Annotated in this window: 28 protein-coding genes and 1 pseudogene; 16 read left to right on the top strand and 13 right to left on the bottom strand. The window is 63.9% G+C overall.

Annotation, left to right across the window (positions count from 1 at the left end; all coding sequences use genetic code 11):
* Positions 1-22 precede the first annotated feature (22 nt).
* On the bottom strand, positions 23-616 hold the full coding sequence (locus tag FJ988_RS17105; RefSeq protein ID WP_140819514.1) for a hypothetical protein: 594 nt from the start codon (positions 614-616) through the stop codon (positions 23-25).
* Between the two features lie 154 nt (positions 617-770).
* Here FJ988_RS17105 and FJ988_RS17100 point away from each other — a divergent pair, with 154 nt between their 5' ends.
* The gene (locus tag FJ988_RS17100) at positions 771-1892 is read left to right on the top strand and encodes a metallophosphoesterase (RefSeq protein ID WP_181183562.1); all 1122 of its coding nucleotides are present in this window, start codon (positions 771-773) and stop codon (positions 1890-1892) included.
* A gap of 61 nt (positions 1893-1953) precedes the next feature.
* Here FJ988_RS17100 and FJ988_RS17095 read toward each other — a convergent pair whose 3' ends face one another.
* Positions 1954-2133, bottom strand: coding sequence for a CsbD family protein (locus tag FJ988_RS17095; protein WP_140819513.1), 180 nt, complete (start codon positions 2131-2133; stop codon positions 1954-1956).
* A gap of 204 nt (positions 2134-2337) precedes the next feature.
* Between FJ988_RS17095 and FJ988_RS17090 the strand changes: the two genes are divergently transcribed.
* The 6 genes from FJ988_RS17090 (at position 2338) to FJ988_RS17070 (ending at position 6059) form a co-directional block, all read left to right on the top strand.
* Positions 2338-3738: a patatin-like phospholipase family protein gene (locus tag FJ988_RS17090; protein WP_140819649.1), complete on the top strand. Its 1401-nt coding sequence runs from the start codon at positions 2338-2340 to the stop codon at positions 3736-3738.
* Between the two features lie 18 nt (positions 3739-3756).
* Positions 3757-4431 (top strand): glutathione S-transferase family protein, encoded by a 675-nt coding sequence (locus FJ988_RS17085; RefSeq protein ID WP_140819512.1) that lies wholly within the window; start codon positions 3757-3759, stop codon positions 4429-4431.
* A gap of 46 nt (positions 4432-4477) precedes the next feature.
* Positions 4478-4807, top strand: a complete 330-nt coding sequence (locus tag FJ988_RS17080; RefSeq protein WP_246688575.1) for a YciI family protein — start codon at positions 4478-4480, stop codon at positions 4805-4807.
* A gap of 304 nt (positions 4808-5111) precedes the next feature.
* Positions 5112-5495 carry a hypothetical protein gene (locus FJ988_RS17075; RefSeq protein WP_140819511.1) on the top strand — a complete coding sequence of 128 codons (384 nt, stop codon included), beginning with the start codon at positions 5112-5114 and terminating at the stop codon, positions 5493-5495.
* 27 nt (positions 5496-5522) lie between these two features.
* On the top strand, positions 5523-5675 hold the full coding sequence (locus FJ988_RS30830) for a hypothetical protein (RefSeq protein ID WP_181183561.1): 153 nt from the start codon (positions 5523-5525) through the stop codon (positions 5673-5675).
* Positions 5676-5678: 3 nt separating this feature from the next.
* Positions 5679-6059: a YkgJ family cysteine cluster protein gene (locus FJ988_RS17070; RefSeq protein ID WP_407067710.1), complete on the top strand. Its 381-nt coding sequence runs from the start codon at positions 5679-5681 to the stop codon at positions 6057-6059.
* Between the two features lie 429 nt (positions 6060-6488).
* Here FJ988_RS17070 and FJ988_RS31195 read toward each other — a convergent pair.
* Positions 6489-6625, bottom strand: a pseudogene (locus tag FJ988_RS31195) (IS1 family transposase); the annotation flags it as partial.
* A 124-nt stretch (positions 6626-6749) separates the two neighbouring features.
* On the opposite strand from FJ988_RS31195, the gene FJ988_RS17065 reads away from it, so the two are divergent.
* Positions 6750-7361, top strand: coding sequence for a LysE family translocator (locus tag FJ988_RS17065; RefSeq protein ID WP_140819510.1), 612 nt, complete (start codon positions 6750-6752; stop codon positions 7359-7361).
* Between the two features lie 229 nt (positions 7362-7590).
* Positions 7591-8664 carry a hypothetical protein gene (locus FJ988_RS17060; RefSeq protein WP_140819509.1) on the top strand — a complete coding sequence of 358 codons (1074 nt, stop codon included), beginning with the start codon at positions 7591-7593 and terminating at the stop codon, positions 8662-8664.
* 31 nt (positions 8665-8695) lie between these two features.
* On the opposite strand, the gene FJ988_RS17055 is transcribed toward FJ988_RS17060, so the two are convergent.
* On the bottom strand, positions 8696-9685 hold the full coding sequence (locus FJ988_RS17055) for an AraC family transcriptional regulator (protein WP_140819508.1): 990 nt from the start codon (positions 9683-9685) through the stop codon (positions 8696-8698).
* Positions 9686-9877: 192 nt separating this feature from the next.
* Here FJ988_RS17055 and FJ988_RS17050 point away from each other — a divergent pair, with 192 nt between their 5' ends.
* Positions 9878-10303, top strand: a complete 426-nt coding sequence (locus FJ988_RS17050; RefSeq protein ID WP_140819507.1) for a GFA family protein — start codon at positions 9878-9880, stop codon at positions 10301-10303.
* 166 nt (positions 10304-10469) lie between these two features.
* Here FJ988_RS17050 and FJ988_RS17045 read toward each other — a convergent pair whose 3' ends face one another.
* The 6 genes from FJ988_RS17045 to FJ988_RS17020 form a co-directional block, all read right to left on the bottom strand.
* Entirely contained in the window at positions 10470-10916 is a 447-nt protein-coding gene (locus FJ988_RS17045) for a TadE/TadG family type IV pilus assembly protein (RefSeq protein ID WP_140819506.1), read from the bottom strand.
* An 83-nt stretch (positions 10917-10999) separates the two neighbouring features.
* Positions 11000-11584, bottom strand: coding sequence for a TadE/TadG family type IV pilus assembly protein (locus FJ988_RS17040; RefSeq protein WP_246688574.1), 585 nt, complete (start codon positions 11582-11584; stop codon positions 11000-11002).
* A complete protein-coding gene (locus FJ988_RS17035) occupies positions 11581-13656 on the bottom strand; it encodes a TadE/TadG family type IV pilus assembly protein (protein ID WP_140819504.1) in 2076 nt (691 codons plus the stop codon). The genes FJ988_RS17040 and FJ988_RS17035 overlap by 4 nt, the downstream gene beginning before the upstream one ends.
* 602 nt (positions 13657-14258) lie before the next feature.
* On the bottom strand, positions 14259-15911 hold the full coding sequence (gene groL, locus FJ988_RS17030; RefSeq protein WP_140819503.1) for a chaperonin GroEL: 1653 nt from the start codon (positions 15909-15911) through the stop codon (positions 14259-14261).
* Positions 15912-15973: 62 nt separating this feature from the next.
* On the bottom strand, positions 15974-16270 hold the full coding sequence (groES, locus tag FJ988_RS17025; protein WP_073987612.1) for a co-chaperone GroES: 297 nt from the start codon (positions 16268-16270) through the stop codon (positions 15974-15976).
* A 228-nt stretch (positions 16271-16498) separates the two neighbouring features.
* Complete coding sequence (locus FJ988_RS17020) at positions 16499-17308, bottom strand: class I SAM-dependent methyltransferase (RefSeq protein ID WP_140819502.1); 810 nt, start codon at positions 17306-17308, stop codon at positions 16499-16501.
* Positions 17309-17378: 70 nt separating this feature from the next.
* Here FJ988_RS17020 and FJ988_RS17015 point away from each other — a divergent pair, with 70 nt between their 5' ends.
* Complete coding sequence (locus tag FJ988_RS17015; protein WP_140819501.1) at positions 17379-18230, top strand: hypothetical protein; 852 nt, start codon at positions 17379-17381, stop codon at positions 18228-18230.
* A gap of 49 nt (positions 18231-18279) precedes the next feature.
* Here FJ988_RS17015 and FJ988_RS17010 read toward each other — a convergent pair whose 3' ends face one another.
* Entirely contained in the window at positions 18280-18906 is a 627-nt protein-coding gene (locus FJ988_RS17010) for a TetR/AcrR family transcriptional regulator (protein WP_140819500.1), read from the bottom strand.
* 121 nt (positions 18907-19027) lie between these two features.
* On the opposite strand from FJ988_RS17010, the gene FJ988_RS17005 reads away from it, so the two are divergent.
* The 4 genes from FJ988_RS17005 to FJ988_RS16990 all read left to right on the top strand — a co-directional run bounded on the left by FJ988_RS17005 (position 19028) and on the right by FJ988_RS16990 (position 23914).
* Positions 19028-20212, top strand: coding sequence for an MFS transporter (locus FJ988_RS17005; RefSeq protein WP_181183559.1), 1185 nt, complete (start codon positions 19028-19030; stop codon positions 20210-20212).
* 17 nt (positions 20213-20229) lie between these two features.
* Positions 20230-21510 carry a D-arabinono-1,4-lactone oxidase gene (locus tag FJ988_RS17000; RefSeq protein WP_140819498.1) on the top strand — a complete coding sequence of 427 codons (1281 nt, stop codon included), beginning with the start codon at positions 20230-20232 and terminating at the stop codon, positions 21508-21510.
* On the top strand, positions 21507-22643 hold the full coding sequence (locus FJ988_RS16995) for an alanine racemase (protein ID WP_140819497.1): 1137 nt from the start codon (positions 21507-21509) through the stop codon (positions 22641-22643). Before FJ988_RS17000 ends, FJ988_RS16995 begins: the two co-directional genes overlap by 4 nt.
* Positions 22644-22978: 335 nt before the next feature.
* Positions 22979-23914: a helix-turn-helix domain-containing GNAT family N-acetyltransferase gene (locus tag FJ988_RS16990; protein ID WP_140819496.1), complete on the top strand. Its 936-nt coding sequence runs from the start codon at positions 22979-22981 to the stop codon at positions 23912-23914.
* 6 nt (positions 23915-23920) lie between these two features.
* Here FJ988_RS16990 and FJ988_RS16985 read toward each other — a convergent pair whose 3' ends face one another.
* The gene (locus tag FJ988_RS16985) at positions 23921-24754 is read right to left on the bottom strand and encodes an AraC family transcriptional regulator (RefSeq protein WP_140819495.1); all 834 of its coding nucleotides are present in this window, start codon (positions 24752-24754) and stop codon (positions 23921-23923) included.
* A gap of 149 nt (positions 24755-24903) precedes the next feature.
* Between FJ988_RS16985 and FJ988_RS16980 the strand changes: the two genes are divergently transcribed.
* The gene (locus FJ988_RS16980) at positions 24904-26439 is read left to right on the top strand and encodes a winged helix-turn-helix domain-containing tetratricopeptide repeat protein (protein WP_140819494.1); all 1536 of its coding nucleotides are present in this window, start codon (positions 24904-24906) and stop codon (positions 26437-26439) included.
* On the opposite strand, the gene FJ988_RS16975 is transcribed toward FJ988_RS16980, so the two are convergent.
* Entirely contained in the window at positions 26415-26771 is a 357-nt protein-coding gene (locus FJ988_RS16975; protein ID WP_140819493.1) for a hypothetical protein, read from the bottom strand. The two genes, FJ988_RS16980 and FJ988_RS16975, sit on opposite strands and share 25 nt — an antisense overlap.
* Between the last annotated feature and the right edge of the window lie 3 nt (positions 26772-26774).

The raw sequence follows: 26774 nt of genomic DNA, 5'->3' as shown, positions 1-26774 counted from the left end.
CCGCTCCAATCCAGCCGAAGCCTCACTCCGCCAGCGGCTTGATCGTCTCGAACCCCACCTCGCTTTGCGCGCTGGTGCCTTCATCGTAACGCCGGGCCAGCACCGCCTGCAGGTCCGGCGAATAGAGCGCCGTGAAACTGTCGATGACGTTGCCGGTCTCGCCGGTGATCGTCTCGTTGACGGCCAGCACATTGTATTTGCAGTCGCCCAGGCTGTAGGTCTCCTTGCCCTTGACGGTCAGCGCCAGCGTTTCGATGCCCTTCGGCGGCTTCTTTGACGACAGCCGCACGAAGTCGGTCTTGCTCTTGGCCCCGGCCTTCAGTGGGAACAGTTTCTTGATGTCGCCGAGCGGGATCATCGACAGCCGTCCGGTGTCGCTGTCGCGAAAGACTTCGATCAGCCCGGCGTAGAGATATTGCGTCTGCGGCGATTCCGACTGGTAGGTGTTGGCGACCGCGACCATGCCGCCGGGCGCCGGCCGGAATTCGCTGCTTATTCCAGGCTTTTCCAGCACGAAGCCGGTCTTGGCCGACTTGGCGTCGACGCAAGGCGCGGCCTGCGCGGCGCTAGCAAGCGCCAGAATGGCCGACGCCATGCCGATCGTCGTGGATTTCATGCCTTCCTCCCCTCAATCTATGCTGAAGGAATGACAGACCTCCGCGAGGCTGTCGATCTAAGCGCGTTTCATGCAAGGCATGAAACCTCCAGGGAAACGGCCTTCGCGATGCCAGGCTGGACGAAGCGGCGTCGAGGTTGTTCAATCCTGCGTGATGAATCGCCCAGCAATCACCTCACGTCGTGCATTCCTCGCCCAGATGGGAGCGTTCGCCGCCTGCGCGATTCCTCGCGCGGCCTTCGCCCAGACCGGGCAGCGCATTCAGCCGATCGACGCCACTTTCCTCTTCATCGCCGACATTCATGCCTGCCGCATGGCGAGCGGCTTGAGCCCTCATTGCCTGCAGGAAGGCAAGACCGACGCGGCCCTTTTGCGCAATGTCGCGGCGCTCAACGGCATCGCCGGCCAGAAGTGGCCGACAGAGATCGGCGGCGTCGCCACCGGCCTCGGTTCGGCCGGCAGCACGATCGGGACGCCGCTCGGGATCGTCACCGGCGGCGACATCACAGACGATGGCGGCGGCCAGGTCACCGAGCCCAGCGAAGGCACGCAGCTTTTGCAGTTCTCCCAGCGCTACAGCCAGGGCGTCGGGCCGGATCGCGTCCACATGCCGGTCTATGTCGGGCTCGGCAATCACGATCTCGACCAGAACGGTTCGCCGCCGCATGTCGACTGGTATCGCCGCGAATTGCGCGACTATGTCGAGGTCAACCATCGCGCTGGCGTCTTCTTCAAGCCGCCGGTGCCGGCGACCGAATATGATGTCGAGACCGACTGCTATTCCTGGGACTGGGGCGGCCTGCATCTCATCCAGACGCATCGTTTCGCCGGCGACACCGGCCACGGCGCGCCGAGCAGCCTGCCCTGGCTGAAGCAGGATCTCGCAACTTATGCCGGCGACGGCCGCCCGGTCATCCTCTTCCAGCACTATGGCTGGGACACGTTCTCGATCGAGCGCTGGGATCCGGTCAAACGCACCTTTGACGATGACGGTTCCGGCAAGCCGCACTGGTGGGGCGAGGCCGACCGCCAGGCGCTGCTGGCGGCGCTCAAGGGCTACAACGTGATTGCCGTCTTCCACGGTCACCAGCACGCGGTGCCGATGATCTATCAGCGCGACGGGCTCGATCTCGTCAAACCGAAAGCCGCCTATATGGGCGGCTTCGCGCTGGCCAGGGTGACCGGTGATTACATGGACGTCGTGCTCGGCGAAGCGGCGGGCGATCATGGCGAGATCGTCTTCACCAACGCCTTTACCAAGCAATTCCAGACATGAAAAAGGCCGCCCGCGGCGGCCTCCTTCCTAAAGCCTTGCAACGAAGGCGGGTGATCAAGGCTCAGAAAGCCTTGCGGACCTTGTCCTTCACGTCGCCATAGGCCTTCTGCACCTTGCCGGCGATCTTGTCGGCGGTGCCTTCGGCTTGCGTCTGCCGGTCGCCGGTGGCCTTGCCAGCCGCCTGCTTGACCGAACCCTTCACTTGCTTGGCAAGACCGGCAAGCTGATCCTTGTTCACCATATGCGCATCTCCTGGGAACTGGATGCGAACTGCATCCGGGTCCTTCAACGCGCGCATCCGGTTCGGGTTCCACCTCTCGCATGGCCTTTGCGGGTGCGGTTGCATCGGACAAAGCAATCCGGTTAGGGTTCGCCGCGGTCGCGGGTGGAGGCGGCCGGGGGGAACCGGATTTTGCGTCTTCGTGTGGCCTTTGTCGCAGTGCTGATGGCCGTGGCCGGCTGCGTCGCCGACGACGTCGGGCCGATCAACGTGCTGACCACCGAGGTCGGCCACCCCTCGCCAACTTACATTCCCGATCCCGCCGATGACGGTTCGACCGTGGTCGGCCTCGCCTTTTCCGGCGGCGGCACGAGGGCGGCTGCTTTCTCCTACGGCGTGCTGCGCGCGTTGGACGACATCGTTATCGACGAGCGGCCGAAGCGCCGCACGCTGGTCGACGACATCCGCATGATCTCGGGCGCTTCCGGCGGCGCCATCGCCGCCGCCTATTTCGGCTACAAGGGCAGGGACGGCTACAAGGATTTCCGCGAGCGCTTCCTGATCCAGAATGCCGAAGCCGATCTGCGCGAAGCGATCGATCCGGTCAATCTGGTGCGCGCCTATTATGGCGGCGTCAACGACCGCAGCGGCTTCGCCAAATGGCTGAACGACCATCTCTTCGACGGCGCCACCTTCAAGGCGCTGCACAAGCCGAACGGTCCGATCGTCTGGATCAATGCGTCCGACATCTACAACCGCACGCCGTTCCTGTTCACCTACGACACCTTCGCGGCACTCTGCAGCGACCTCGACAAGGTGCGGCTGGCCGATGGGGTGGCTGCGTCCGCGGCGGTGCCGGTAGTCTTCGCGCCGATCGTGGTCGCGGCGACCAGCCCCGACTGCGGCTATCACCGACCCGGTTGGCTGAGCCAGGCATTGGCCGACCGCAACGCCTCGCTGCGTCTCAAAGCCTATGCCGGCGCGCTCGATGCCTACCAGAACGCCGGCCCGCATGACTACGTGAAGCTGCTCGACGGCGGCCTGACCGACAATATCGGCGTCACCGGCTTCACGCTCGAGCGCTCCGCCGCCGGCACGCCCTACGGGCCATTGTCGCCCTCGGAAGCGGTGCGGCTGAACACACTGATCTTCATCGTCGTCGATGCCGGCAACGGCTCGAACAAGGCCTGGGCGAAGTCGCTGCACGGGCCAAAGGCCAGCGAGCTGTTCGACGTGACGACAAGCACCACGCTCGCCGCCTCGGTGCGCGACGAATTCGATGCGCTGACGCTCGCCGTCTCGCAATGGAAGGGCGAGTTGGTGCGCTTCCGCTGCGGACTGCCGGCCTCGGCCGTTTCGGCCTATCGCGGTTCGGCCGGCGGCTGGAACTGCCGCGACGTCCGCCTCGTCGTCCAGCACCTCTCCTTCGTCGATGCCGATGCGGCGACCGAAGCGAAGCTCAACGACATACCGACAAGGCTGCGCTTGCCGGTCGACCAGGTCGACCTGTTGATCGGCGCCGGCCGCAAGGCGCTCGAGGTCAACCCCGACATAGCGGCAGCGGTGGCCGCGATCCAGGCCCGCGCCGGCGTCAGGCCGTCCGCTTTGGCGGTCGCAGCGAATTGATGGTTTCAGGAGACGGAATTGGCTGAATTCACCCTCTATATCGGCAACAAGTGCTTTTCTTCTTGGTCGCTGCGGCCATGGGTGGCGATGAAGCATCTGGAAATTCCCTTCGAGGAAGGTTTCGTGCGCCTGCGCACGCCGGAGACCGCAGCCAATCTCGCCAAGGTGTCGCCCACGGGCGTGGTGCCCGTCTTGAATCACCAACTGCATGAGGGAGGGGGCAGGATTGTCTGGGAAACCCTTGCCATCCTTGAATATCTGGCCGATCTCTTTCCCGAGAAGAAACTGTGGCCGGATGATCTCGGTGCCCGCGCGCTGGCGCGCTCCGTGGCGACCGAGATGCATTCGGGCTTCCGCGAGGTTCGCTATGGCTGGCCGATGAATCTGCGCCGGCCGAAGTCGCACAAGCCCCTCGACGCCGAGGGCGAGGCGCAGCGGGCGCGCATCGAGGCGATCTGGCGCCAGTGCCGCGAGCAATATGGCGAGGGCGGCCCGTTCCTGTTCGGCCATTTCACCGCTGCCGACGCCATGTACGCGCCCGTCGTCACCCGCTTCGACACCTATGGCGGCGCGCTGGCACCCGTCACCCGCGCCTATGTCGATGCGGTATTGGCGACGCCGGCGATGCGGCACTGGTATGCGGAAGCAGCGAAGGAGCCTTGGCCGGAGCCGGGGCCGCATGAACAGGATTGAAGGGGCGGCAGCGGCATCAACGCGGTTTGAATTCCGGAGGGGAGAGATGGCCAGCAACGAAGCACCACGCGAAGCTCCGGCGCAAAAGATATTCCATTGCCGGCTGATCCCGCCGCGCCCGGATTTCGCCTTCACCATGACCGAGGAAGAGAGGACGCTGATGGGCCGGCATGCCGACTATCTGCGCGCCAAGCTGCGCGAGGGCGTCATGATCATGGCAGGCCCAGTCGCCGACCCCGCCGGCCCGTGGGGCCTGCTGATCCTGCGCGCCGGCAGCGAGGCCGAGGCGAAGGCCGTGACCGACGGCGATCCGGTGGCGCAGTCGGGTCGCGGCTTCCGCTACGAAATCCTGCCGATGATCAGCACCATCATGTAGGGCCCAATCGCGCAGGCATTTGCGTGAAACGCCGAAGCGCAAGCCCGAGCAAACAAAAACGCCTCTCGCGCTTTTCACGGCGCGGGAGGCGTCTTTGCCGTCAGCTCTTCTCGATTACGCAAGAATTGCTGGCGACTTAGAACATAACCAGCAGCCGGCAAAATGGTTCCCGGCAAAATGAAAAAAATTTGCCGCCGTTCGTCGCCGGCCGCGATTATGTTGGTAGGATCGGCGGTTCGATGAATTGCCATATTGCTTTGTGCTCGATCCTGGCTGAAGAGCGGTACGAGCGGAGACAATGCCGATGGCCACCAAGCGTGTGCCGCCAATCCAGATACCCAGCAATGCCACCATCGCCGATATGGTCGATGGCCTGGACAAGCCGGTCGAGTATGTCGGGCGCGTGCTTGAAAGGCTTGAGCGCTGCAAGCGCGCCTTTGGCAATGCGCAGGTGCGGATCGCCGTGCTCAGCCGCGCCGAATGTCCGAACTACCTGATCGAATATGTCCGCGAAGATGCCAAGACGCATCAGCAGGCCACCCATCAGGACGCAGCCTATAGCGGCAGCACGCATCGCGAGCTTGGAACGCACCATATCGACGCGGCCGGTATGTGGTCGCCGCAGGAAATGAACATCACGGCGGTCTCGGCCCTGATCGGCCGCTTGCGCAACCCGAAGGCGCGATAATCGCGCCTTTCCGACGAGGATTGACATATGGCCATAAAATTCTCCGCCAAGGACCAAACGGCAACTCCGCCCGCGGCCGCCAAGCCGGCCAAGCCTGCGCCAAAGGCGCCGGTCGAGGTTGCGACCGACCTGTTCAAGACGCCGGCCGAAGCACCGACGCGCAAGCCCAGGAAGAAGTAGCCCTTGCCGCAAGACACCGGTCGCACCGCCTTCGGGCCAGGATTGCTTGACCTGGCTGCCCATGCCGGTTTGTCTCCGGATGCCGGCCCGGTCGCTGTTTTCGACTGCCAGAGCTGTGGCGCCTGCTGCGCCTATGCGGCGGACTGGCCGCGCTTTTCCACCGAGGAGGATGCCGAGCTCGACCGCATCCCCGAAGCGCTGGTCGCCGCCGACCTCTCCGGCATGAAGTTCGAGAACGGCCGCTGCGCGGCGCTGATCGGCGACGTCGGCAAGCACACCGCCTGCGGCATCTACGACGCGCGCCCGCATGTCTGCCGCGCCTGCATGCCGGGCGACCCCGAATGCCTGATCGCAAGGGCAGCGCACGGGTTGGCGCTCCGCTAGGAAACGGGTAGTGGGCCAGTTCGAAAATTGATCGTCAATTGCTAGCCAAAGAGCCTATCTGCCTTGGGCCCGCATCTGTGCCAGAAAACAACCTCCAAAAAACAAAATCCCCGAACCAATTTCGACAATTCGGAGCCAATGGACAAACCTGCTTTGCTCGGGAGTTAGATAAACATATATCCCCTTAACATGATAAGGGACAATCCTGTCCGATTGAGCCTCAGGGGTCTTTGGGTAGTAGACAAATCTGTCGTCCAACAATGAGTTGTATAAGACGCTTCCTAAAAATATGCTTGCAACCAATAGGAATATCAGCTTGGCAGAGATATCACGCATTCTCGATCCCCAGCAAAACATACTGCATTGTTTAAATGCTATAAGGCGCGCACATTATAGGGTCGGCGAGCCATCGGCTTCTCGGCTCCTTGCCTCGATCAACGCGACAATATCGCTGATTTGCCAGAGTTTGTCAGTGACGCCAGCGGCCATTGCCGGGTCATGCGCGGCGAGGCATGGATGCGCACGAAATTGTAGTACATGAAGTGCAAGGCAACGGCTTTGGCGTGAAAGCGCCTATCGTGATCAGGGCGAAATTTCAAACTGACCCACTACCAGGAAACGGCGCGGCTTGCCGCCGCCCTTGCCTCCCGATACGTTCTCCCGCCGGGCAGGGCGCTGGAGGAACCATCCGTGAGCATCGAATTCCTGTTGACGTCGCTGATCATCGTGGCTTCGCCCGGCACCGGCGTCCTCTACACGCTGAGCGCCGGCCTTTCGCGCGGCGCGCGGGCCTCGGTCATCGCCGCTTTCGCCTGCACGCTGGGCATCATCCCGCATATGTTGGCCGCCATCACCGGCCTTGCGGCGGTGCTGCACACCAGCGCCGTCGCCTTCGAGACACTGAAATATCTCGGCGTCGCCTACCTGCTCTACATGGCTTGGAACACACTGAAGGAGAAGGGTGGTCTCAGCATCGACGAGAATGCCGCGCCGCACTCGGCCGTGAGGATCGTCACCACCGGCATCCTGGTCAATGTGCTCAACCCGAAACTGTCGATCTTCTTTTTCGCCTTCCTGCCGCAATTCGTCAGCACGACCGAGCCGCATGCCTTTGCCACGATGCTGGAACTCTCCGGCGTCTTCATGCTGATGACCTTCGTGGTCTTCGCCGCCTACGGCGTGTTCGCCGCTTCCGTGCGCAGCCACATCGTGTCGCGGCCGAAGGTGCTGACTTGGATGCGCCGCAGCTTCGCCGCCGCCTTCGTCATGCTCGGCGCCAAGCTGGCGCTGGCGGATCGCTAAGGTCGCCCAATCCGCTCTAATGCATGTCGCCCAAAATTGATCTCGGTTTTGGGAAGACGACATGCATAACAACAGAGACCTAAAGTGCGTCGCGTGGATCCGTTTCCACGCGACGCACTAGGAGTGTGCTGAAAACCTGTGCGGCATCTGCACGGCGCCTGACCTGCTTCGCCATGGTTCGGCGCTCATAAGCAAGCAAATGGCAATCGGCCAATGCCGAGGGATGCCCATGTTGCTGATGTTCATTCTGCTTTTTCTGTTCGTGCCGTTCTTCGCCGCCGCCATAATGCCAAATGGCATTTGGCTGGCGGTCTGTGCCGCCCTCATGACTGCCGGCATCGGTTATCTGTGGGTCGACAGTTCCTTCGACGGAAACGCGGGCTTTATGGGTATCCTGTTGTTGCTGGAGTTGGCGATAGGCGCATCGGCGGGCGTCCTTGCCCGAGGCATAGGCCTTTGGTTGCGTTCGGTCGGCGAGAGCACCGTCATCGTTCAGGCTCCGGTGCTTATCGCGTTCCTTTTGTTGGCGGGCGGATTTTCACGGCTCTTCGTCATCAGGCCGAAACTGGACGCGCGGCCGGCGTCCCAAGCCTGCCTTGCATCGATGCTCCACGTCAGCATCGGCCGATCCCTGTTCGCGACTCCTCCAGTGCCCGCGATGCAGATACGCAATGGCTACCAGACCAACTACGCCCTCAATCGAGCGAAGGGCACACGCTCCGTGTGCGATGCGACCGACAATGGCTCGTTTCCGCTGGTCGCCAGCTCATTTTCCCTGAGCTTCACCGGTCCCGCTAGCCGAGGCGGACCGGGTTCCGCTCAGGAGGCGTTTTGCACGGCGCGGAAACAGACTGGCTGGGCCGCCGAATGGTGCGATGCAGTCGACGCCGATGGGCTTGCGGATTGGCCGGAAATGCTTGGCATCGGGCTGTCGTCCGACGACGAATTGCGGCGGGTTTTTCTAGTCAATGGACCGCCGCGCAACGAACTGGCCGAAGGCCTGGCGAAGGCCGTGAGCGAAGGCAGGTCGATCGCACCGCAGCCAGTGGCCGGTTTCGATCGCTACACAATGCCCTGGAAGACGGAGTATTGGGTCAGCACCGATCCAAAATGGCTGCTGCCGGACAACGGACGCTACATGATGAACTGTTCGGGCGACTGGTGCCGGGTTGCCTTTTCCATCGGCAACGGTCTCTTTGCCGGATACAGCTTTCATTCGCCTGTCGAGGGCCGTGAGGCCAAGTCACGCGCGGTCTATTCGAAAGCACTGTCGCTCGTGGATCAACTTCGGGCTAGTCCGTAGCTCGTACCGATCGACCAGGGCCAGCCAAAAGCTACTCGTCGCTGCTTGATCCAGGCCGCATACCAAGACGCCAGGCCGAAGGCGGCACGCCGATCATCTTCTTGAAGGCGCGGCTGAACGCCGCTTCGGACTCGTAGCCGACCTCGGCCGCGATGCTTGCCATGTTGCTGCTGCCGGTGCTGAGCAGTTGCGAGGCGATCTGCATGCGCCATTTGGCGAGGTAGTGCACAGGCGGCATGCCGACGAGCCGGGTGAAGCGTTCGGCAAGCACGGTGCGCGACAGCGCCGATTCCTTCGCCAGGGCCTCGACCGTCCAGTTCTGCGCCGGTCGATCATGGATCAGCGCCAGCGTGCGCGCCAGATGCGGATCGCGCAGGCCCGCCAGCCAGCCCGTATGTTGCGGCGGCAGCGATTCGACATAGCGGCGCAGCACATCGACGAACATCAGCTCGCTGAGCTTGGTGAGCACGGTTTCACTGCCGGCGCGCTTCTGCGCCACCTCCGATACCGCGAAGTTGATGAACTGGCCGAGCCAGCCGCCGTCGCCTTTCGCATCTGAGGCCTTGATCGCCGGCGGCAGCGCTTCGAGCAGCGGGTTGAAGGGGTTTGCATCGCAGGCGAGATAACCGCAGACCAGCCTGGCCGAGACCGGCTCGTCGCCGGCGCAGTTGATGTAAAACGGCATCCGGCCGGCGGTGACGATGTCGAGCACGTCGGCCGTCGGCGGCTCGGCACGCAGGTCCGGATGGCTGGACATGATGTGCGGGTCGCTTCGGGTGAAGACCACGACGTCGCCGGCCTCAAGCAGCATCGCCTCTTCACCGATGATGCGGGCAAAGCAGCGGCCGGCCGTCACCACATGGTAGGAAATCAGGTGATCGGCGCCGGGCAGAACCTTCGGCAATATCGAAGCGGGCGCGGGCGAGCAGACGGCCCACGGGTCGTGGCCCTCGATATCGAAAAACGTCGCACCCGTCAGACGTACCGTCCTCAACAGGTCAGACAAGGCGTCCCCGGCCATTTCGTCATGTCCCGTGCGCGTCGCCGGGGAAACCGGCGCCGATATCCCTTCCGAGTTCCGGACGCGCTGTCAAGCAAGGCGGACGCCCTGCCATTCAGTTCGCCGCTGAAAATCCTACAACCCGCCAGTTGTCGGGCGCCGCTTGAACCGGACGCTCGGCGCAATCGGAACCAACGAACAAGGACGAAAGTCATGACTGTACATAAGGGCGGGTGTTTTTGCGGCGCCGTGGAAATCGAAGTCCACGGAACCGCCGAGGCGATGGGCTACTGCCATTGCAGTTCCTGCCGTTCGTGGTCGGCGTCTCCGGTGAATGCCTTCACGCTGTGGAAGCCGGGCAACGTCAAGGTCACCAAGGGCGAAGAGTTCCTCTCCGGCTTCATGAAATCGCAGATGAGCGATCGCCAGTTCTGCACGAAATGCGGCGGGCATCTGATGACGAACCACCCGCCGCTCGGACTGGTCGACGTCTATGCGGCGGCGATCCCGACAATTGCATTCACGCCTGCGGTCCATGTCAACTACGCCGAGACCGTGCTGCCTATGAAGGACGGCCTGCCGAAGCTGAAGGACTTTCCGGCCGAACTCGGCGGCTCCGGCATCGCGGTGCCGGAATAGGCATGAGCGCGGCTGAACCTGACTTCGCCGCGCCAAGCCTCTGCTTTCCAGAACCGCCAGCGGATGGTCGCGTGCTCGCGGGCGACGACCGTCTCCTCGCGGTCGAAGCGCGTGCCGGGGTCGGTACCGAGCGTCGATCACAATTCGACGCGGGTCGCTAAACTGTTTATGCGCCCTGGTTGGGGAAGCAGGCCGTGGCCTTCAGCAGCGGGCCGTTGGCCAAAGACGTCAGGAAGGACGGCAGCACGGTCGCGAAAGTGTAGGATATCTGTACCGTCGAGAAACCGCTGAGGCCGGAACAGGTCGTGTTGTTGTTGACGCTGATATTGGTCCCGGTGAGCGTGATGCCGTCGCCCGCCGCCACGCTGCTGATGAAGGTGACGGTGCTGGCGGCGTTGTAGGCGCCGTTTTGCGTGCAGCCGCTCTGCAGCACGCCGACGCAGCGCGCGCCGGCTGTCGCCGTGTCCTGCAGCACATGCTGCGTCCAGAACATGCGCCCGAACTCCACCGTGCCGAACAGCACCAAAAGGAGCGGCACCGAAAGCAGCGCGAATTCGACCGCATTGGCGCCGGACCGGTCCTGGATGAACCTTTTCAGGGACGTCGGCACCATGGCAATTCCAGGAAAAGTGGGACGCAGTTTTCCGTCCGGAATTGCGTGAAAACAGAGGGATAGACGATTCAGCAAGAGCCGTCTCACTGTGGCTGCACCATGGACTGCACGGTGATGTTGCCGCTGCTCACCACGCCGAAGCCGCCGAACAGCGGCGAGAAGGCGCGGCTCGCGCTGATCGTCACGAACTTGCCGCCGAGGTTGCCGGCCGGACAGATCGAGCCGCAGGTCACCGCGGATCCCCAGGTAACGCTGGCAGCGCTGCCGGTCGGGCAATAGCAGAGATCGGCATTGGCCGCGGTGCCGGTCTGGGTCGCGGCGCCGGTGCTGCTGTTGTAGCTGGTGGTCGTGCCGTTGTTGACGACGATCTGGACGCTGCCGCCCGCGCTGCCCAGCCCGTTGGCCACCACTGCCAGGATATTGCTGGCAAGCGTGCTGCCGCCGGCGGAGTTGACCTTGTCGGCGCCAAGCAGCGCGTAGTTGGAGCCGGCCGAGATCGCCGAGGAAAGGTCGAACTTCGCCTTCAGCGAGCCGCCGATATCGACCAGCCCGGCAAGGATGAGGATCAGCACCGGGCTGATCAGCGCGAACTCGACCGCCGAGGCCCCGCTTGTCTCGCGGCGCAGAAACCGGGCGAAGGCAAAACTCAGGTTGAAATGCGGGATCACTGGACGAGGCTCACCTTGCTGCTGGTGGTTGCGCCGGATGCGGCGATGCATTCCGACGTAGCCGCAGTGCCGCCGGAAAGCGTGATGCGTGAGCCGATCATCTGAAAGCATTTGGTCGCATCGGTCGGCGAGCCGAGCACGCTGGAGCCGCCATTCATGATGATCGGGCCATAGGGGAAGTAGAAGGCGCCGGAAATCTGCGCGTTGGAACCGCCCTCGGCGAAGGTGGCGCCGGCCGTCACCGAGGTCGATGTCGGTCCGACCACGGCAAGCTTCGCCGTGGCGCCCGTCTGCGGCGCGGTCAACACGATGTTGCTGTAGCCGGCAGCCACACAGAAGACATAGCCGCTGCAGCTTCCCGAGCTCGACTTGGTCTTGCCCGACAGCACCAGCGTCACGTTCGCGCCATAGACGCTGATCGTCGAGCCGCCGCAGCTTGCGCTGCCGCCGCCGCTGCCGCCCAGTGCGAAATAGCCGTCGATCGTGTAGACGCCGGCGCCGAGCAGCACCGCGCCCGAAGCGATGAAGTTGCCCTCGATGTCGTGCTGCGCTGTGGCCGGCACGACGAAGCAGCTGCCGCCGCCGCCGCCATTCACATTGCCGATGACCTGGAACACGCCTGAGCTCGTGGCGTCGGCCATGATCGTCTTCGAGCCGCCGCCAAGCGTGATGGCGTCGCCATTGCCGCCGGGGCCGATCTTGTAGCTGTTGGACGTGCCGGAGCCGAAGTTGATGGTCGCGCCGCCCGTGTTGTTGAAGCCGCCGGGCAGCTCGAACGTGCTCGGGCCGCCGAAGGTGAGCGTGCTGGTGTTGCACAGGCTGACGCGCGCCGTGCCGCTGCAAGTATTGTCGCTGATGCCGATCTTGAACGTGCCGGCGCCGAAGGTCGTGGTAGCGCCGCCACCGGTCGTCAGGCCTTTGGTGAAATTGAAGTTTCCGGCGCCGAAGGTCGTGGTTCCGGCGGTGGTCACCTGATTGCCGAAATTATAGGTTCCGGCGCCGAAGGTGGTGGTGCCGGCAGTGGTCAGCTTGCCGGCGAAATTATAGGTGCCCGGGCCGAAATTGGTGGTGGCGCTGGTCGTTAGGTCGCCGGAGATGTTGTAGACGGTGGTCGCGGCACCCGTGGTGGCGAAGTTGAGGTTGATACCGCCGCCGATTGTGATGGTGCCGAGATTGACGGTGGTCTTAGAGCCGCAATTCAACGTCCAGGTCGATGAAGAGGATGCCCATGTCGCCGTGCAGCCGAGCGCGGTCGCCTGGCTCTGCGTCGAGCTTGTGCTCCAGGCGAAGCTGATGTCGGTGCCTGCCACGCTGGCCGGAGCTGCCGGCGCCGTCGTCGCCGACATCGCCGCGACCGTCGAGAAGCGCGCGACCGCGGCGGTGACGGCCGTGTTGCCGGCCAGCGGATCCGGGGTCGATTTCTTGGCGATCACCGCCGCGGTGCCGTTCGGGCCGGTGATGCCGTTGCAGGGCTGGCTGGGCGCGGCCGCCGAATTGTAGTTGACGCCGATCGCCGAGATCGTCGTGCCGCAGGGAACCGTGACCGTGTTGTTCGACGACACCGTGCATTTGGGGGCGTTGATGGCCGTGCCGCCGGAAAGCGTCACGCCGGTCTGGGTGCCGTCCAATGCCAGCACGCAACCAGGCGTCGATGCCTGCGTGCCGAGTTCGGCGACCGAATTGGCGTAGATCTGCAATTGCTGGCGATCGTCGAGCACGCGCGCCAACAGCAGCGTCTTCTGCGTCCGGATCGATACCGAGACCGCGCTCATGCCGGTTGTCTTCGGCGAGGAAACGAGGCTTGCCGAAACGTTCGCCGCCGGAACGCCGTTGAGCGCCGCGACACTGGCGGCCGCCGCTGTCATCTGGCTGGTCGACTGCGTCTTGTTGTAGGCGAGCGCGCCGGCAAAGGCTGCGAGATCGGCGGTGCGCTGGTTGCTGGCGCGTTCGACCATCGCGCCGCCATATTCGGTGACCAGCGCGGCCATGCCGATGAGCAGCGGCAAAAGCAGCGCGGACATGATGAGGACGTTGCCGTCACGGCTACGCCAAAATCCCCGGAGGATCTGCATGGAAACACCTGATACGCGACACACGTTCGAGCACTCAGCCGTGCCCGGCTCCTTTAGTAGACGTGAATGTGTTAAGATTTATTGTCCGACAAAATCACGGACACTTGACTGAAGTTGCTGATTTTATTGAACGGCTGCACAAAATTTAGACAATTGGCCTGGTGACGGGTAGCCGCGCTACCGTGGCGGGAAGCGGGCTTGATGTGCAACCCTTCCAATCATAGTCAAGCCATGGTGTTTCGGCCGGGGCAGCGAAGCGTTTGATCGCCGCGCGGCCAGTGACTTCGGGGGCGATTGCTTCTTTCGCCGACCTCGCGGGCGTGAAGGAAATGCTCGAAAGGTCGAACGATGCGAACTGATAGGAAGCTCGCGGTCGGCATGAACGCGCTGCTGCAACTCATATCCGCGGCGATGCAATTCCGCTTTGGGCTATCGGCGACGAAGCACAGATAGTTCAGGCCGATGCGCAAACAAAAAGGACGGCATCTCTGCCGCCCTTTCCGAATGCACGAAGGGTAGGACTTCTTAAAAGTCCATGCCGCCACTCAAGCCCGCTTGCGGGCTTGAGCGATGTTGGTTGATGGGCGGGCTTTATGGACTTCTTAGAAGTCCATGCCGCCCATGCCACCCATGCCGCCGCCGGGCATGCCGCCCGGCATACCGCCGGCAGCTTCCTTCTTCGGAGCTTCGGCGATCATGGCTTCGGTGGTGACGAGCAGGCCGGCGACCGAGGCCGCGTCCTGGAGAGCGGTGCGAACGACCTTGACCGGGTCGACGATGCCCATGGCGATCATGTCGCCATACTCGCCGGTCTGAGCGTTGTAGCCGAAGGTCGCGCCCTTGTTCTCAAGGATCTTGCCAGCAACGATCGAAGCTTCGGCACCAGCGTTGGCAGCGATCTGGCGGGCCGGAGCCTGCAGCGCGCGGCGCACGATGTTGATGCCGGCAGCCTGGTCGGAGTTGACGCCGGTTGCCTTGACGTTGGCCGAAGCGCGCAGCAGCGCCACGCCACCGCCGGCGACGATGCCTTCTTCCACGGCCGCGCGGGTCGCGTTCAGCGCGTCGTCAACGCGGTCCTTCTTTTCCTTGACTTCGACTTCCGTCGCACCGCCGACGCGGATGACGGCAACGCCGCCGGCGAGCTTCGCCAGACGTTCCTGCAGCTTCTCCTTGTCGTAGTCCGAGGTGGTCTCTTCGATCTGCTGCTTGATCTGGGCGACGCGGCCCTGGATCTCGGCCTTCTTGCCGGCGCCGTCGACGATGGTGGTGTTCTCCTTGGAGATCGACACCTTCTTGGCGCGGCCGAGCATGTTGAGGCCGACATTCTCGAGCTTGATGCCGAGGTCTTCCGAGATGACCTGGCCACCGGTGAGGATGGCGATGTCTTCCAGCATGGCCTTGCGGCGGTCACCGAAGCCCGGAGCCTTGACGGCGGCGATCTTCAGGCCACCGCGCAGCTTGTTGACGACCAGCGTGGCCAGAGCCTCGCCTTCGACGTCTTCCGAGATGATGAGCAGCGGCTTCGAGGTCTGAACGACGGCCTCGAGCACCGGCAGCATGGCCTGCAGGTTGGAAAGCTTCTTCTCGTGCAGCAGGATGTAGGCGTCTTCCAGATCGGCGACCATCTTGTCGGCGTTGGTGACGAAGTAGGGCGAGAGGTAGCCGCGGTCGAACTGCATGCCTTCGACGACTTCCAACTCGGTCTCGGCGGTCTTGGCTTCCTCGACGGTGATGACGCCTTCGTTGCCGACCTTCTGCATCGCTTCGGCGATCATCTTGCCGACCGACTCGTCGCCATTGGCCGAGATCGTGCCGACCTGGGCGACTTCCTCGGAGGTCTTGATCTTCTTGGCGGCCTTGCCGAGAGCGGCGACGACTTCACCGACGGCGAGGTCGATGCCGCGCTTCAGGTCCATCGGGTTCATGCCGGCGGCAACGGCCTTGTTGCCTTCCTGGACGATCGCCTGGGCCAGAACGGTCGCGGTGGTCGTGCCGTCGCCGGCGATGTCGTTGGTCTTCGAAGCGACTTCGCGGACCATCTGCGCGCCCATGTTCTCGAACTTGTCCTCAAGCTCGATTTCCTTGGCGACGGTGACGCCGTCCTTGGTTATGCGCGGGGCGCCGAACGACTTGTCGATGACGACGTTGCGGCCCTTGGGGCCCAGCGTGACCTTCACCGCGTCGGCGAGGATGTTGACGCCGCGCAGCATGCGCTCACGGGCATCGCGGGAGAATTTTACGTCTTTTGCAGCCATTGTTAGCTCCTGACAGGGGCTTGGGGTAAGCCCGAAAACTCAGTTGATGGAGTGGCCGATATTCAGCCGATGATGCCCATGATGTCGGATTCCTTCATGATCAGAAGGTCTTCGCCGTTGAGCTTGACTTCAGTGCCCGACCACTTGCCGAACAGGATGCGGTCGCCGGCCTTGACGTCCAGCGGCACGAGCTTGCCGTTTTCGTCGCGAGCGCCGGAGCCGACGGCGATGATCTCGCCTTCCTGCGGCTTCTCCTTCGCCGTATCCGGGATGATGATCCCGCCGGCGGTCTTGGATTCGGATTCGACCCGGCGAACGACCACGCGGTCATGAAGCGGGCGGAACTTGGACTTTGCCATTAGTGTCTTCCTCGAGTGAGAACGGTGAGAACTGTTCCTCCATCCGGCGAGGCCGGATATGAGTTAGCACTCACTAAAGGCGAGTGCTAACGTGGCGCTGAGATAGGCCGCTGACTTGCCAGAGTCAAGGCGCGCGGGGAGGGGCGTTGGCGAGAAAATTTTGCTGCATGCCCGGCTATCCCGGAAATGCCCCTTTCGCCACCGGTAACAGTGCCGGAAATTTGCTTATTATCCGATTTGCCGTTGGCTTCGCGCCGACCGCAAGACAAGCAATGGACAGCGCTCGGCGAGCCCGTAGTTCCCGGTCGAGGCCACGCGCACATCGTCGAAGAAAGCTTTGGCCTCCTCGATAAGCGCCGACACCGGCGCAAAACTGTAGATGGCGGGTGAGTTTTTGTAGACGTCGATGGTGCCGATGACCGGCATTTCCCAACCGGTGCGTGCCGATAGCTCCGCACGGTCCGGGAAGATCCGGTCGAATTGCTCGAGAATGCCCGCGACCGGTATCGTGTGGTCGGGCGCGTCGCCGATCGCGGTCATGGCCACGCGCCACTTGAGATCGTGGAAGGTCGAGACGCCGCCGGCCATTGCCAGCTCGCGGACATCTCGGGGCTCGTCACGCATCTCGGGCAATGCATAAAGCCTGATCCCGGCGCGCCCGTCGGCTTTCAGCGCACGCGCGATCGACGCTAACAGCTTTCGCCTAAGGTCGGCTGCACCGATGACCGAAAGACATCCGTCCCCGATCAGCGCCTCGACGCTTGCATCGGGAAACGGCAAATCGAACCAGTCGCCGCGCACCGCCTTGCGGCGCTCGGTGTCGCCCGGCCAGATGCCCGCGATCATGTCGCGGGACTCGTCGACGGCTGTCAAGCTCGCGCCGAGCCCGGCGAGTTCCGGCGTCACGCCGAGCATCACGACATGCGACCCTGCAAGATCGAGCTCGCGATTATAGGCTTCGACGACTTGCGCCGGTGGCCGCAGCGGTGGCCCGAGCAATTCCCAGTGCTTGCGAATTGCGTTCCAGTGATCCGTCATGCAGAACCCCAGCCTCGTCCGTGAGTTGTAGTGAATAGTAGAGGACGCTTGAGAAACCAAGCAGGGGCGCATGGCGCGAATTGCGGTGGTCACACATGAACTGGATCGGTTCCAGAGCCGGCGCGGGCTGCTGCTGCGCCGCGACAGCCCCTACATGCTCTTCGACCTGCTGGAGGAATTGAAGCGCCGTGGCCACTCGGTCCGGATCCTGCGCGGCACCTCGGCCAAACCGGCCGCCGACATCGCGGTGCTGCATCTCGACGTGACCGTGACGCCACCCGACTATGCCGAGTATGCGCGCCGCTTTCCCTTCTGCCTCAACCTCGGCGCCACCGACATTTCGAAGCGCCGCATCAGCGGCGCCGTCATCGGCAGGGATGACGGCTGGAAAGGGCGGGTCATCGTCAAGAGCAGCCTAAACCATTGGGGTACGCCGGAAGAACAACTGAACCAGCGCGCGCGGCGCGCGAGCAAGCCGGAGCCATTTCCGGGTGTCGAAGCTTTCGAAAGATACGAGATTCATGCTTCGCTGGCCGACGTTCCGGCAGACGTCTTCGAGCGCCAGGATCTAGTTGTCGAGAAATTCATTCCGGAGCCGGAGCCGGATGGTTTCGGGGCCCGTTTCTGGCTGTTCTGCGGCGAGCGCGAGCGCTGCACGCGCCATGTCTCGCCGCAGAGCCTGGTCAAGGGCGACGACACCATCCGCCGCGAGGCGGTTCCGGTGCCGGACGAACTGCGTGCGCTACGGCGCAAGCTCGGCTTCGACTACGGCAAATTCGATTTCGTCATGCATGACGGCAAAGCGGTGCTGCTCGATGCCAACAAGACCCCCGGGCGCGCCCGCAACCTGTCGAGCTTCGTCGCCGCCGGCAATGCCAATCTCGCCGACGGCTTCGAAGGGCTGATCAGGCAAGTCACGTGACGGGCGGCATGCGCGCTGTTCCGGGGCGTCGAGCCCAGATGGCGCCGTCCTACAAAAACAGCCGCAACTGCGTGTGGATGATCGAGCGATAATCCTCGATCGTGCGGCGGCTTTCCGCTTCGTCCTGCGTCAGCGCCAGCCGCACCAAGCCCCCGGCGAGCTGAAAGATCAGGAACACGACACGCCCGAATGCCTCGCGCTGCTCCGGCCGCAGCATCGGCCCGACATGGTCGCAGAACATCTTTGCCTGATGCCTGGTTTCAGCGATGTCGAGATGCTGCAGCGCCTTGTCGGCCTGGATGGCGTTCTGCAGGTCCTGGATCGCCGGGTCCGCCGCGACGCGAGCGTAGTAGTCGTCGAGCAGGCGATCGGCTGCCGCCGACACGTCGCCGAGATCGCGGATCTCGGCGATGATGGCGCCGAAGCGGGCGCGGCTTTCCTCCGAGAAACGCTCGTAAAGCATGGCGAGGATCGCCGATTTCGACGGGAAATAGTGGTAGACGGTCGCGATCGGTCCGCCGGCCTGCGCGCCGACCTCCTTCATCGTCACCGCGTCGATGCCCTTTTCGCCGATCAGCCGCATGGTCGTGGCCAGGATCGCGTCGATGCGCTCGCGGCTGCGCTCCTGCTTGGGCCTGCGCCTTGGCTCCGTCGCTGTTCGCCTTGCTGCCGTCATGCGCCCATCTTCCCCGAAAAAGTGCGAACTCCCGGTTGACAAGAAAGATGATCAAGTATCAGTTTCGTCAAATGCTGACAACTTGTCAGTTTTTCACTCGGGCTGCAAGGGAGGGCGCCTCGTGACTGCAGCGGATGCCGCGCAAGCGGGAAATGACGACTGGCTCGTCGGCAACCCGACTGGGCTGCAGCTCGCTTCGGCGTTGTGGATCGGCTCGGTCGGCCTGCTCATCCTCGGGCTGCAACCGGTGCTGCTCGGCGCGCTTTATACTGAGGGTCACGTAACCGGCGACGAGCTGGCGCTGGTCGCCACCGCCGAGATGATTGCGATCGCCATCGGCTCGGCGATCGTGGCGATGCTGCTTCCTGCTCGCAACATGCGCTGGAAGAGCAGTCTGCTCCTGGTCGTGCTGGGCCTTAGCAATGTCTGGACGGCTTATGCCGTCACCGCGAACACGCTGATCGCCGCGCGCGCCGTCGCCGGCCTCGCCGAGGGCGGCCTCGTCGCCGTCGCCACCGAACTGATCGCCCGCTCGCGCCGCGCCGAGCGCATCGGCGGCTATTTCGTCACGCTGCAGACGCTGGCGCAATGCGCGCTGGCACTTTTCCTCGCGCTTTACGCCGTGCCGAAAGCCGGCTCGGCCGGCGGCTTCCTCGCTCTCGGCGTCGTCTGCCTGTTGTCGCTGGTCGTCGCCTGGACGGTGGCCGACGACTATGCCGACCTGCCGAAGGAAGAGCATTTTGCCAATGTGCTCACCGTGCCGGCAATCACCGCGCTTTTGTCGATCTTCTGCTATTTCATGTTCTTCGGATCGGTCTGGGCGTTCCTCGAGCCTCTCGGCGCGCAATTCGGCATTGACGACCGCACCGTCGGCCTGATGGTCTCGGCGAGCCTCGCGGCACAGGTGCTGGGCGCCATGACCGCGACGGTGTTCGAAGCGCGCATCGACTATCGCTTCGCCATCACCGTCGTCGGCATCGTCGCGGCAATAAGCTCGGTGCTGCTTGCGTTCGGCCCGGGGCTTTCGCTGTTCTGGGTCGTCGCGCTGGTGATGGGCTTCATCCTGCTCTTCGTCGTCCCTTATCAGATCCGCCTCGCCATCGCCGCCGACGAGACCCGCAACGCCGCACTCCTTGTGCCGGCGGCCCAACTCTTCGGCCTGGCCATCGGCCCGATCGCCGCCTCGCTGCTGATCGACGGGGGGAATTTCCGGCCGGTGCCGGAATTCGCGGCCGCCACCGCTGTGGCCAGCGTGGCGCTGCTCGGCTTCTTCGTGCTGGCGGCTCGGCGGCGCGGCCAGGCCTGATCGAGAAGGCGTACCGAATGGCAAACAGCTGGAGCAACTGGTCGGGCTTCGTCACCGCCTCGCCGAAAGCGATCGCGACCCCGGCGGATATTGGCGAACTGGCCGATCTCGTGCGCTCGGCGCCCGGTCCGTTGCGCGTCGCCGGCGCCGGCCATTCCTTCACGCCGCTGGTGCAGTCCGACGGCACCATCGTCTCGTTGGAGAAGATCGAGGGACTGGTTTCGCATGAAGCCGAAAACAACCGGGCGCGGGTGAGGGCTGGCACCAGGCTGGGCGCCCTGATGCGCATCCTGCAGAACATTGGCCAGGGCCTGCCCAATATGGGCGACATCGACAAGCAGGCGATCGGCGGCGCGCTTGGCACCGCAACGCATGGCTCCGGCACAACGCTCGGCGCCTATCACACGCAGTTGGAGGCGGTGCAGATCGTCGACGGGCAAGGCAAGATCCGCAAGTTCAGCCGGGCGCATGACCAGGACATGATCCACGCCAGCGGCGTGGCCCTCGGCGCCTTCGGCGTGCTCACCGAAGTGACGCTCAACAACATCCCGAGCTATCGCCTGCGGCGCCGCAAATGGGTGCTGCCGATCGGCGACATGCTGCGCGATTTCGAGACGATGATGGCCATGCACCGCTCGGCCGAGTTCTACTACATTCCGTTTTCCGGCTACGCCCAGTTCATCGCCAGCGACCTCAGCGATGCGGCGACGACGCCGCGGCCGACCGAGGACGACGAGGAGGGTCTGGCGACATTGCGCAAGCTGCGCACCGTGCTGCGTTGGCTGCCATCGCTGCGCCGTGCGCTGATCAAGGGCGCGGTCAAAAAGGTGCCGTCGGAAGACTATGTGCAGGACTGGCTCAACGTCTACGCCAGCGACCGCCAGACCAAGTTCAACGAGATGGAGTATCACCTGCCTTTCGAGGAAGGACCGAAGGCGCTGGCCGAGATCATCGCGCTGACCGAAAAGCACTTTCCGGAAGTCTATTTCCCGATGGAGGTGCGTTCGGTGGCGCCCGACGAATTCTGGCTTTCGCCCTTCCACAAAAGGCTGACCTGCTCGATCGCCATCCATCACGATGCGGCGAACGACCCGCTGCCCTTCATGCGCGCCGCCGAGCCGATCTTCCGCAAGTACGGCGGCCGGCCACATTGGGGCAAGATGCATAGCCTGAACGCGGCGGATTTCAGAAAACTCTATCCGCGCTGGGACGAGGCGATGGCCGTGCGCCGCGACATCGATCCGGACAACCGCTTCGTGTCGCCCTATATGGCCGGCCTGTTCGGTATCGAACGATGAACTCCTATTTCGCCGAACTGTCGAAGGCGCTGCAGGCGGCCGAAATCTTCCGGCCCTGCCTGGTGCTCGACCGCGACCGGTTGGATGGCAACATTGCGCAGGTCAGGCAAAGGTTGGCCCCGGGCCTTGCCATACGGCTGGTCGACAAGTCGCTGCCTTGCATGCCGCTCCTGTCCCAAATCGCCAGGGCGCTCGACACCAAGCGCTTCATGACTTTCCATCCGCCGATTACGCAGGCGGTGCTCGATGCCTTTCCCGAGGGCGACCTGCTGTATGGCAAGCCGATGCCCGTTGGCGCCGCCAGGGCCTCGCTGACCAGGGGCGGCGCCGGCTGGTGGTCGCGCGTCTGCTGGCTGATCGACACAGCCGAACGGCTGGCGGAATATGGCGCTTTGGCCGCCGAGCTCGGCGCCGAATTGCGCTTCGCCTTGGAGGTCGATGTCGGTCTTCATCGGGGCGGTTTCTCCAGCCCGGCCGAGATCAAGGCGCTGACCATACCGAAAGGCCTGCGTTGCGAAGGCATCATGGCCTATGAGGCGCATGCGCCGGAAATCCCCGGCCTCTTCGGCGGAGCGTCGAATGCTCTGAAGAAAGCCTCCGTGCAGGCGGCCGAATTCGTCGCGGCGCTCAATCCGGACCAGCGCCGCATCCTCAACATCGGCGGCTCCAAGACAGCGCTGCTGCATGGCGCGGGCGTCGCCAACGAAGTGTCGATGGGTTCAGCCTTCGTGCTGCCGGGCGACTTCGACACGCCCGGCCTCGAGGGTCTCCAGCCGGCCGCCTTCATCGCCACGCCGATCCTGAAAACGGGCGATCCGGCGCTGCCGGGACCTGAGTGGGTGTCGAAGGTTTTGCAGGTGCTCGGCCTGTTCCCGCGCAAGGGCTGCTATCTCTACGGCGGCAAATGGATGGCCGAGCCGGTGTTCCCCGAAGGCATGAATACGAATGGATTGATGGGTTTCTCCTCCAACCAGCAATTCATGGGCCTGCCGGCGACGGTGGATGTGAAACCCGGCGACTACGCCTTCCTGCGCCCAACGCAGAGCGAGGCCGTGCTACAGCATTTCGGTGCGATTGCGGTGTTTTCGGCTGGGCGGATCGCGGAGTTCTGGCCCGTGCTGCCGATGGGGTGAGGACGCACCACTACGGTCGTGACTGGCGCCGGTCCCTGCGACCTCGTCATTCCAGGGCGGAGCGACGCGAAGCGGAGCGCAGACCCTGGAATCCATTCCGTTACCTTTCCGCTATGCAACGAAATGGCTCCTTGGCACCCAATGCAGACCCATCGAGTCTGTTCTCCAGCGTAGCACTCTGCGACCGCCGTCACGGAATGGATTCCAGGGTCTGCGCGCGTCGCTTCGCTCCTTGCTCCGCCCTGGAATGACGAAGTTGTGTAGCACTCCGCTTGCGCATTTATTGACTAAGTCAACTAAATAGCCGATCCTGTTTCGGACAGGAGAACTGCGCCATGACCGTCCACAACCACCCCGGCAAAGACCGCATCGACGCCGTGCGCGCCTTCAACCGCTTCTACACCCGCCAGATTGGTTTGCTAGACGAGGGGCTGTTGAAGAGCCCGTTCTCGCTCACCGAGGCGCGGGTGCTTTACGAGCTTGCCCATCGCGACGGGCTGGTTGCCAGCGACCTCGTGCGCGATCTCGGGCTCGACCCGGGTTACGTCAGCCGCCTGTTGAAGAAATTCGAGGAGCGCGGGCTGGTCGAGCGTGCCGCCAGCGAGGTCGATGCGCGCCGCGCCTCGATTGCGATCACACCGGCGGGCAGGGATGCCTTTGCGCCGCTCAACCAGGGCTCGCACGAGCAGGTGGCGGCGTTGCTCGACCGCCTGGCGCTTGCCGAACAGGAGCGGTTGGTCAAGGCCATGCGCACCGTGCAGGACCTGCTCGGCGACAAGGCCGAAGCCAAGGTGCCTTACATCCTGAGGCCGCTGCAGGTCGGCGACATCGGCTGGATCACGCGCCGCCAGGGCATGCTTTACACTGAGGAGTATGGCTGGGATGGGACCTATGAGGGGCTGGTCGCCGAAATCCTCGGCGAGTTCGTCAAGAAGTTCGATCCGCAGTGGGAGCGCGCCTGGATCGCCGAGCGCGGCGGCGAGGTGGTCGGCTCCGTCTTTATCGTGCGCAAGTCGCCGCAAGTGGCGAAGCTGAGGCTGCTCTATGTCGAGCCTTCCGCGCGCGGCCTCGGCATCGGCGCGCGGCTGGTCGACGAATGCATCGCGTTCTCGCGCGCCAAAGGCTACAAGACGCTGACGCTCTGGACCAACGACATACTGGGCGCCGCCCGCCGCATCTATCAGGCGGCGGGCTTCAAGCTGGTCGCGGAGGACCGTCACCATTCCTTCGGCAAGGATCTGGTCGGGCAGACCTGGGACCTGGAATTGTAGTGCTGCTCAACCCTTGATCGGCACCCAGATCTCCAGCCCGCCATTGCCGGAATGCGCGTCGAATTCAGGCCCATAGCGCTCGAATTCCGGCGCGTCGGCGACCTCGTGGCCGGAGGCCGGCAGCCAGCTGTTCCAGATCGTGTTGATGGTGCGGCGGATGGTCGAGATGTGCTCGCGGTGCGAAAACACGGCGTATTTCTGCGCCGGCACGCGCACCCGGTAAAAATCCTTGGGCAGGTCGGAAAAATCCGTCACCTCGACGCCGACGATGTAGTCGAAATTGCCGGCATCGTCGCCATTGGTGCAGACGCCGTAGAAGACATCGGGCACTTGTCCCGGGATGTGGCCGATATAGGGGGCGAAGCGCTGCCACTGCATCGGGATGGCGGCGCTGGATTCGCAGCTGTAGCGCTCGCCGAGCCCGGCGATGAGGAAGGGGCGGCTGGTCTCGAAGCGCGGCGGCTCGAGCGCGGTGAGAAGGGTGCTGTCCATCAGGATAGGCTCCGTAAGGTCGAGGTTGTCGGTCGAGCCTTGCGCGCGCACCAGTTCCGGCGTGGTGCCGAACGCGTCGCGAAAGGCTCGCGTGAACGCCTCATGCGAGCCGTAGCCGGCATCGAGCGCGACCGACAGGATGTCGGGCGCGCCGCCGGCGAGCTTGCGCGCCGCTTCGCTCAAGCGCCGCGCCCGCATATAGCCCATGACGGATCGTCCGGTGGCGGCGCCGAAGGCGCGCGTCACATGAAAGCGCGACACGCCGCTGCTGGCCGCGACATCGTCGAGGCTGATGGCATCGGGCAGGTGGCTTTCGACGAACCACAGCGCTTTCTCGGTCGGGTTCATGGCTCCTCGCATTTGGCGGGCCGAGACTAGCGACCGCGCCGGCAGCCAGTTTGATAGAAATTGCGCCCTGGGCAATAATGCGCTTCGAGCATGCCGCGACGAAGTGGAATCGACACGGCAAATGCGGATAGACGGGAAGGGGTGTCCCGATGACGACGGCGACGACCGATCAGGTTTTCCGGTTTGGCGGGTTCACGCTCGACCTCGCCATGGGGACGTTGCGCGGCGTCAACGAGCCGCTTTTCCTGCGCCCGAAGGCTTTCGCGCTGCTCTCGCATCTTGCCCGCAACATGGGCCGCGTGGTGCCGAAGTCCGAGCTGATGGATGCCGTCTGGCCGGGCGTCTACGTCACCGAGGATTCGCTGACGCAGTCGGTGCGCGAAATCCGCAAGGTGCTGGGCGACGAAATGGTGCGCACGATCTCCAAGCGTGGCTATATGCTGGCGGCGGAAGCCGAAGCCGCGCCCGAGATCAGCTCGCAGCCGATCGTCGCGGTGGTGCGCTTCCGCAACGAAAGCGGCGATCCGGCCGACGAGGCGATGGTCGACGGCTTTGCCGAGGACTTGATCAATGGCGTGGCGCGCTTTGGCACGGTCACCGTGCTGGCGCGCAACTCCAGCTTCTCCTTCTCCTCTTTCGGGCGCGCCGAGTGGCCGCAGATCCGCGCCCGCATCGGCGCCGACTATCTGGTCGAAGGGTCGCTGCGTCGCCAGGGCGAACATGTCGTGGTCGCCGTCAGCCTTGTCGACATCGCCACCGCCAGCCAGCTCTGGGGTGACCGCTTCCAATCGCATGGCGAGGGCCTGTTCGCGATCGAGCGCGAGATCGTCGAGCAGATCGTCAGCCGGCTGGTCACCCGGGTCGCCAATGCCGGACTGGAGCAGGCGTCGCGCAAGCCGGTCACCAGCCTTGCCGCTTACGAGCTTCTGTTGCGCGGCTTTGCCATGCTGCGCGATCCCGCCCAGACCGACCAGCGAAGCGCCGAAGCTCTGTTCGAGGCGGCGATCGCCAAGGATCCAAACTATGGCCTGGCCTATACCTATCTCGGGCTTGTGCGGTCATTGGACGGCGAGTTCGGCCGCGCCAGCGATGCCGTGCTGGAAAATGCCCGCGACCTCGCCGACAAAGGCCTGGCGCTGTCGCCGGACCAGCCGACCGGCCATCGCGTGCAATCGCTGATTCGCCTTTATATGCGCGACCATGAGGCGGCCGAGCATCACATGCGCATCGCCTTGCAGCTCAACCCCTGCGATGCCGATAGCATCGAGCAGATGGGCATGCTGCTCACCATGCGCGGCCGGCCGCTGGACGCGCTGACCTGGCTGGCGCGCGGCATCCGCATCGATCCCTTGCACCCGCACTGGTACCAGTTCGACCGCGCTTTGGCGCTCTACATGATGGGGGAATATAGGCAGGCGGCCGACGCGCTGGAACTGGCGACGCGCCCGGCGCCGTGGATCCGCACGCGGCTCGCGGCCTGCTATGCCCAGATGGGCGACATGGAGAAGGCGAAGCGGCAGATCGCCCTCATCGAAGAGGGCGATCCCTTCTCGCCGCTCGATTATGCGCTGCGCGGCGTTCCGTTCGAGAACCGCGCCGATGCCGAGCATCTCGCCGAAGGCGTTAGACTTGCCCTCGGCGAGACTGTTCCTGAGCCGCCTCAATCGACGACCACCACGATATAGCGGCCCTGATAGAGGCGATAATAGGTGCCGCCGCAGCGCCAGACGTCGAAGCCTCTGACCTTGGTGCGAACGCAGCCGGCCGGCAGCGTCGCGACCCAGACGCTTGTGTGACGCAGCACCCGCCACGTATTGCGGCGCACGACGCCGGCGGCGGTGGTGCGACGGGCGACGCCGGCGGCGCTGCGCGGCGTCCAGGGCGCCCCGACGCGGGCCTCGGCGGTGCTGACCAGCGACAGTGCCGGCACGGCGGTGCCGACGATCTCGACGGCGGTGATGGCAAGGGCGAGCAAGGCTGCCGCCGAGCTGTATTTCTTAAACGATTTCATAGACATGTC

Origin of the sequence: Mesorhizobium sp. CU3 (genome assembly GCF_006442965.1) — a bacterium.
GTDB lineage: Bacteria > Pseudomonadota > Alphaproteobacteria > Rhizobiales > Rhizobiaceae > Mesorhizobium.
The sequence above is the reverse complement of the archived record's forward strand: the minus strand, read 5'-3'. Positions and strand labels throughout refer to the sequence as shown.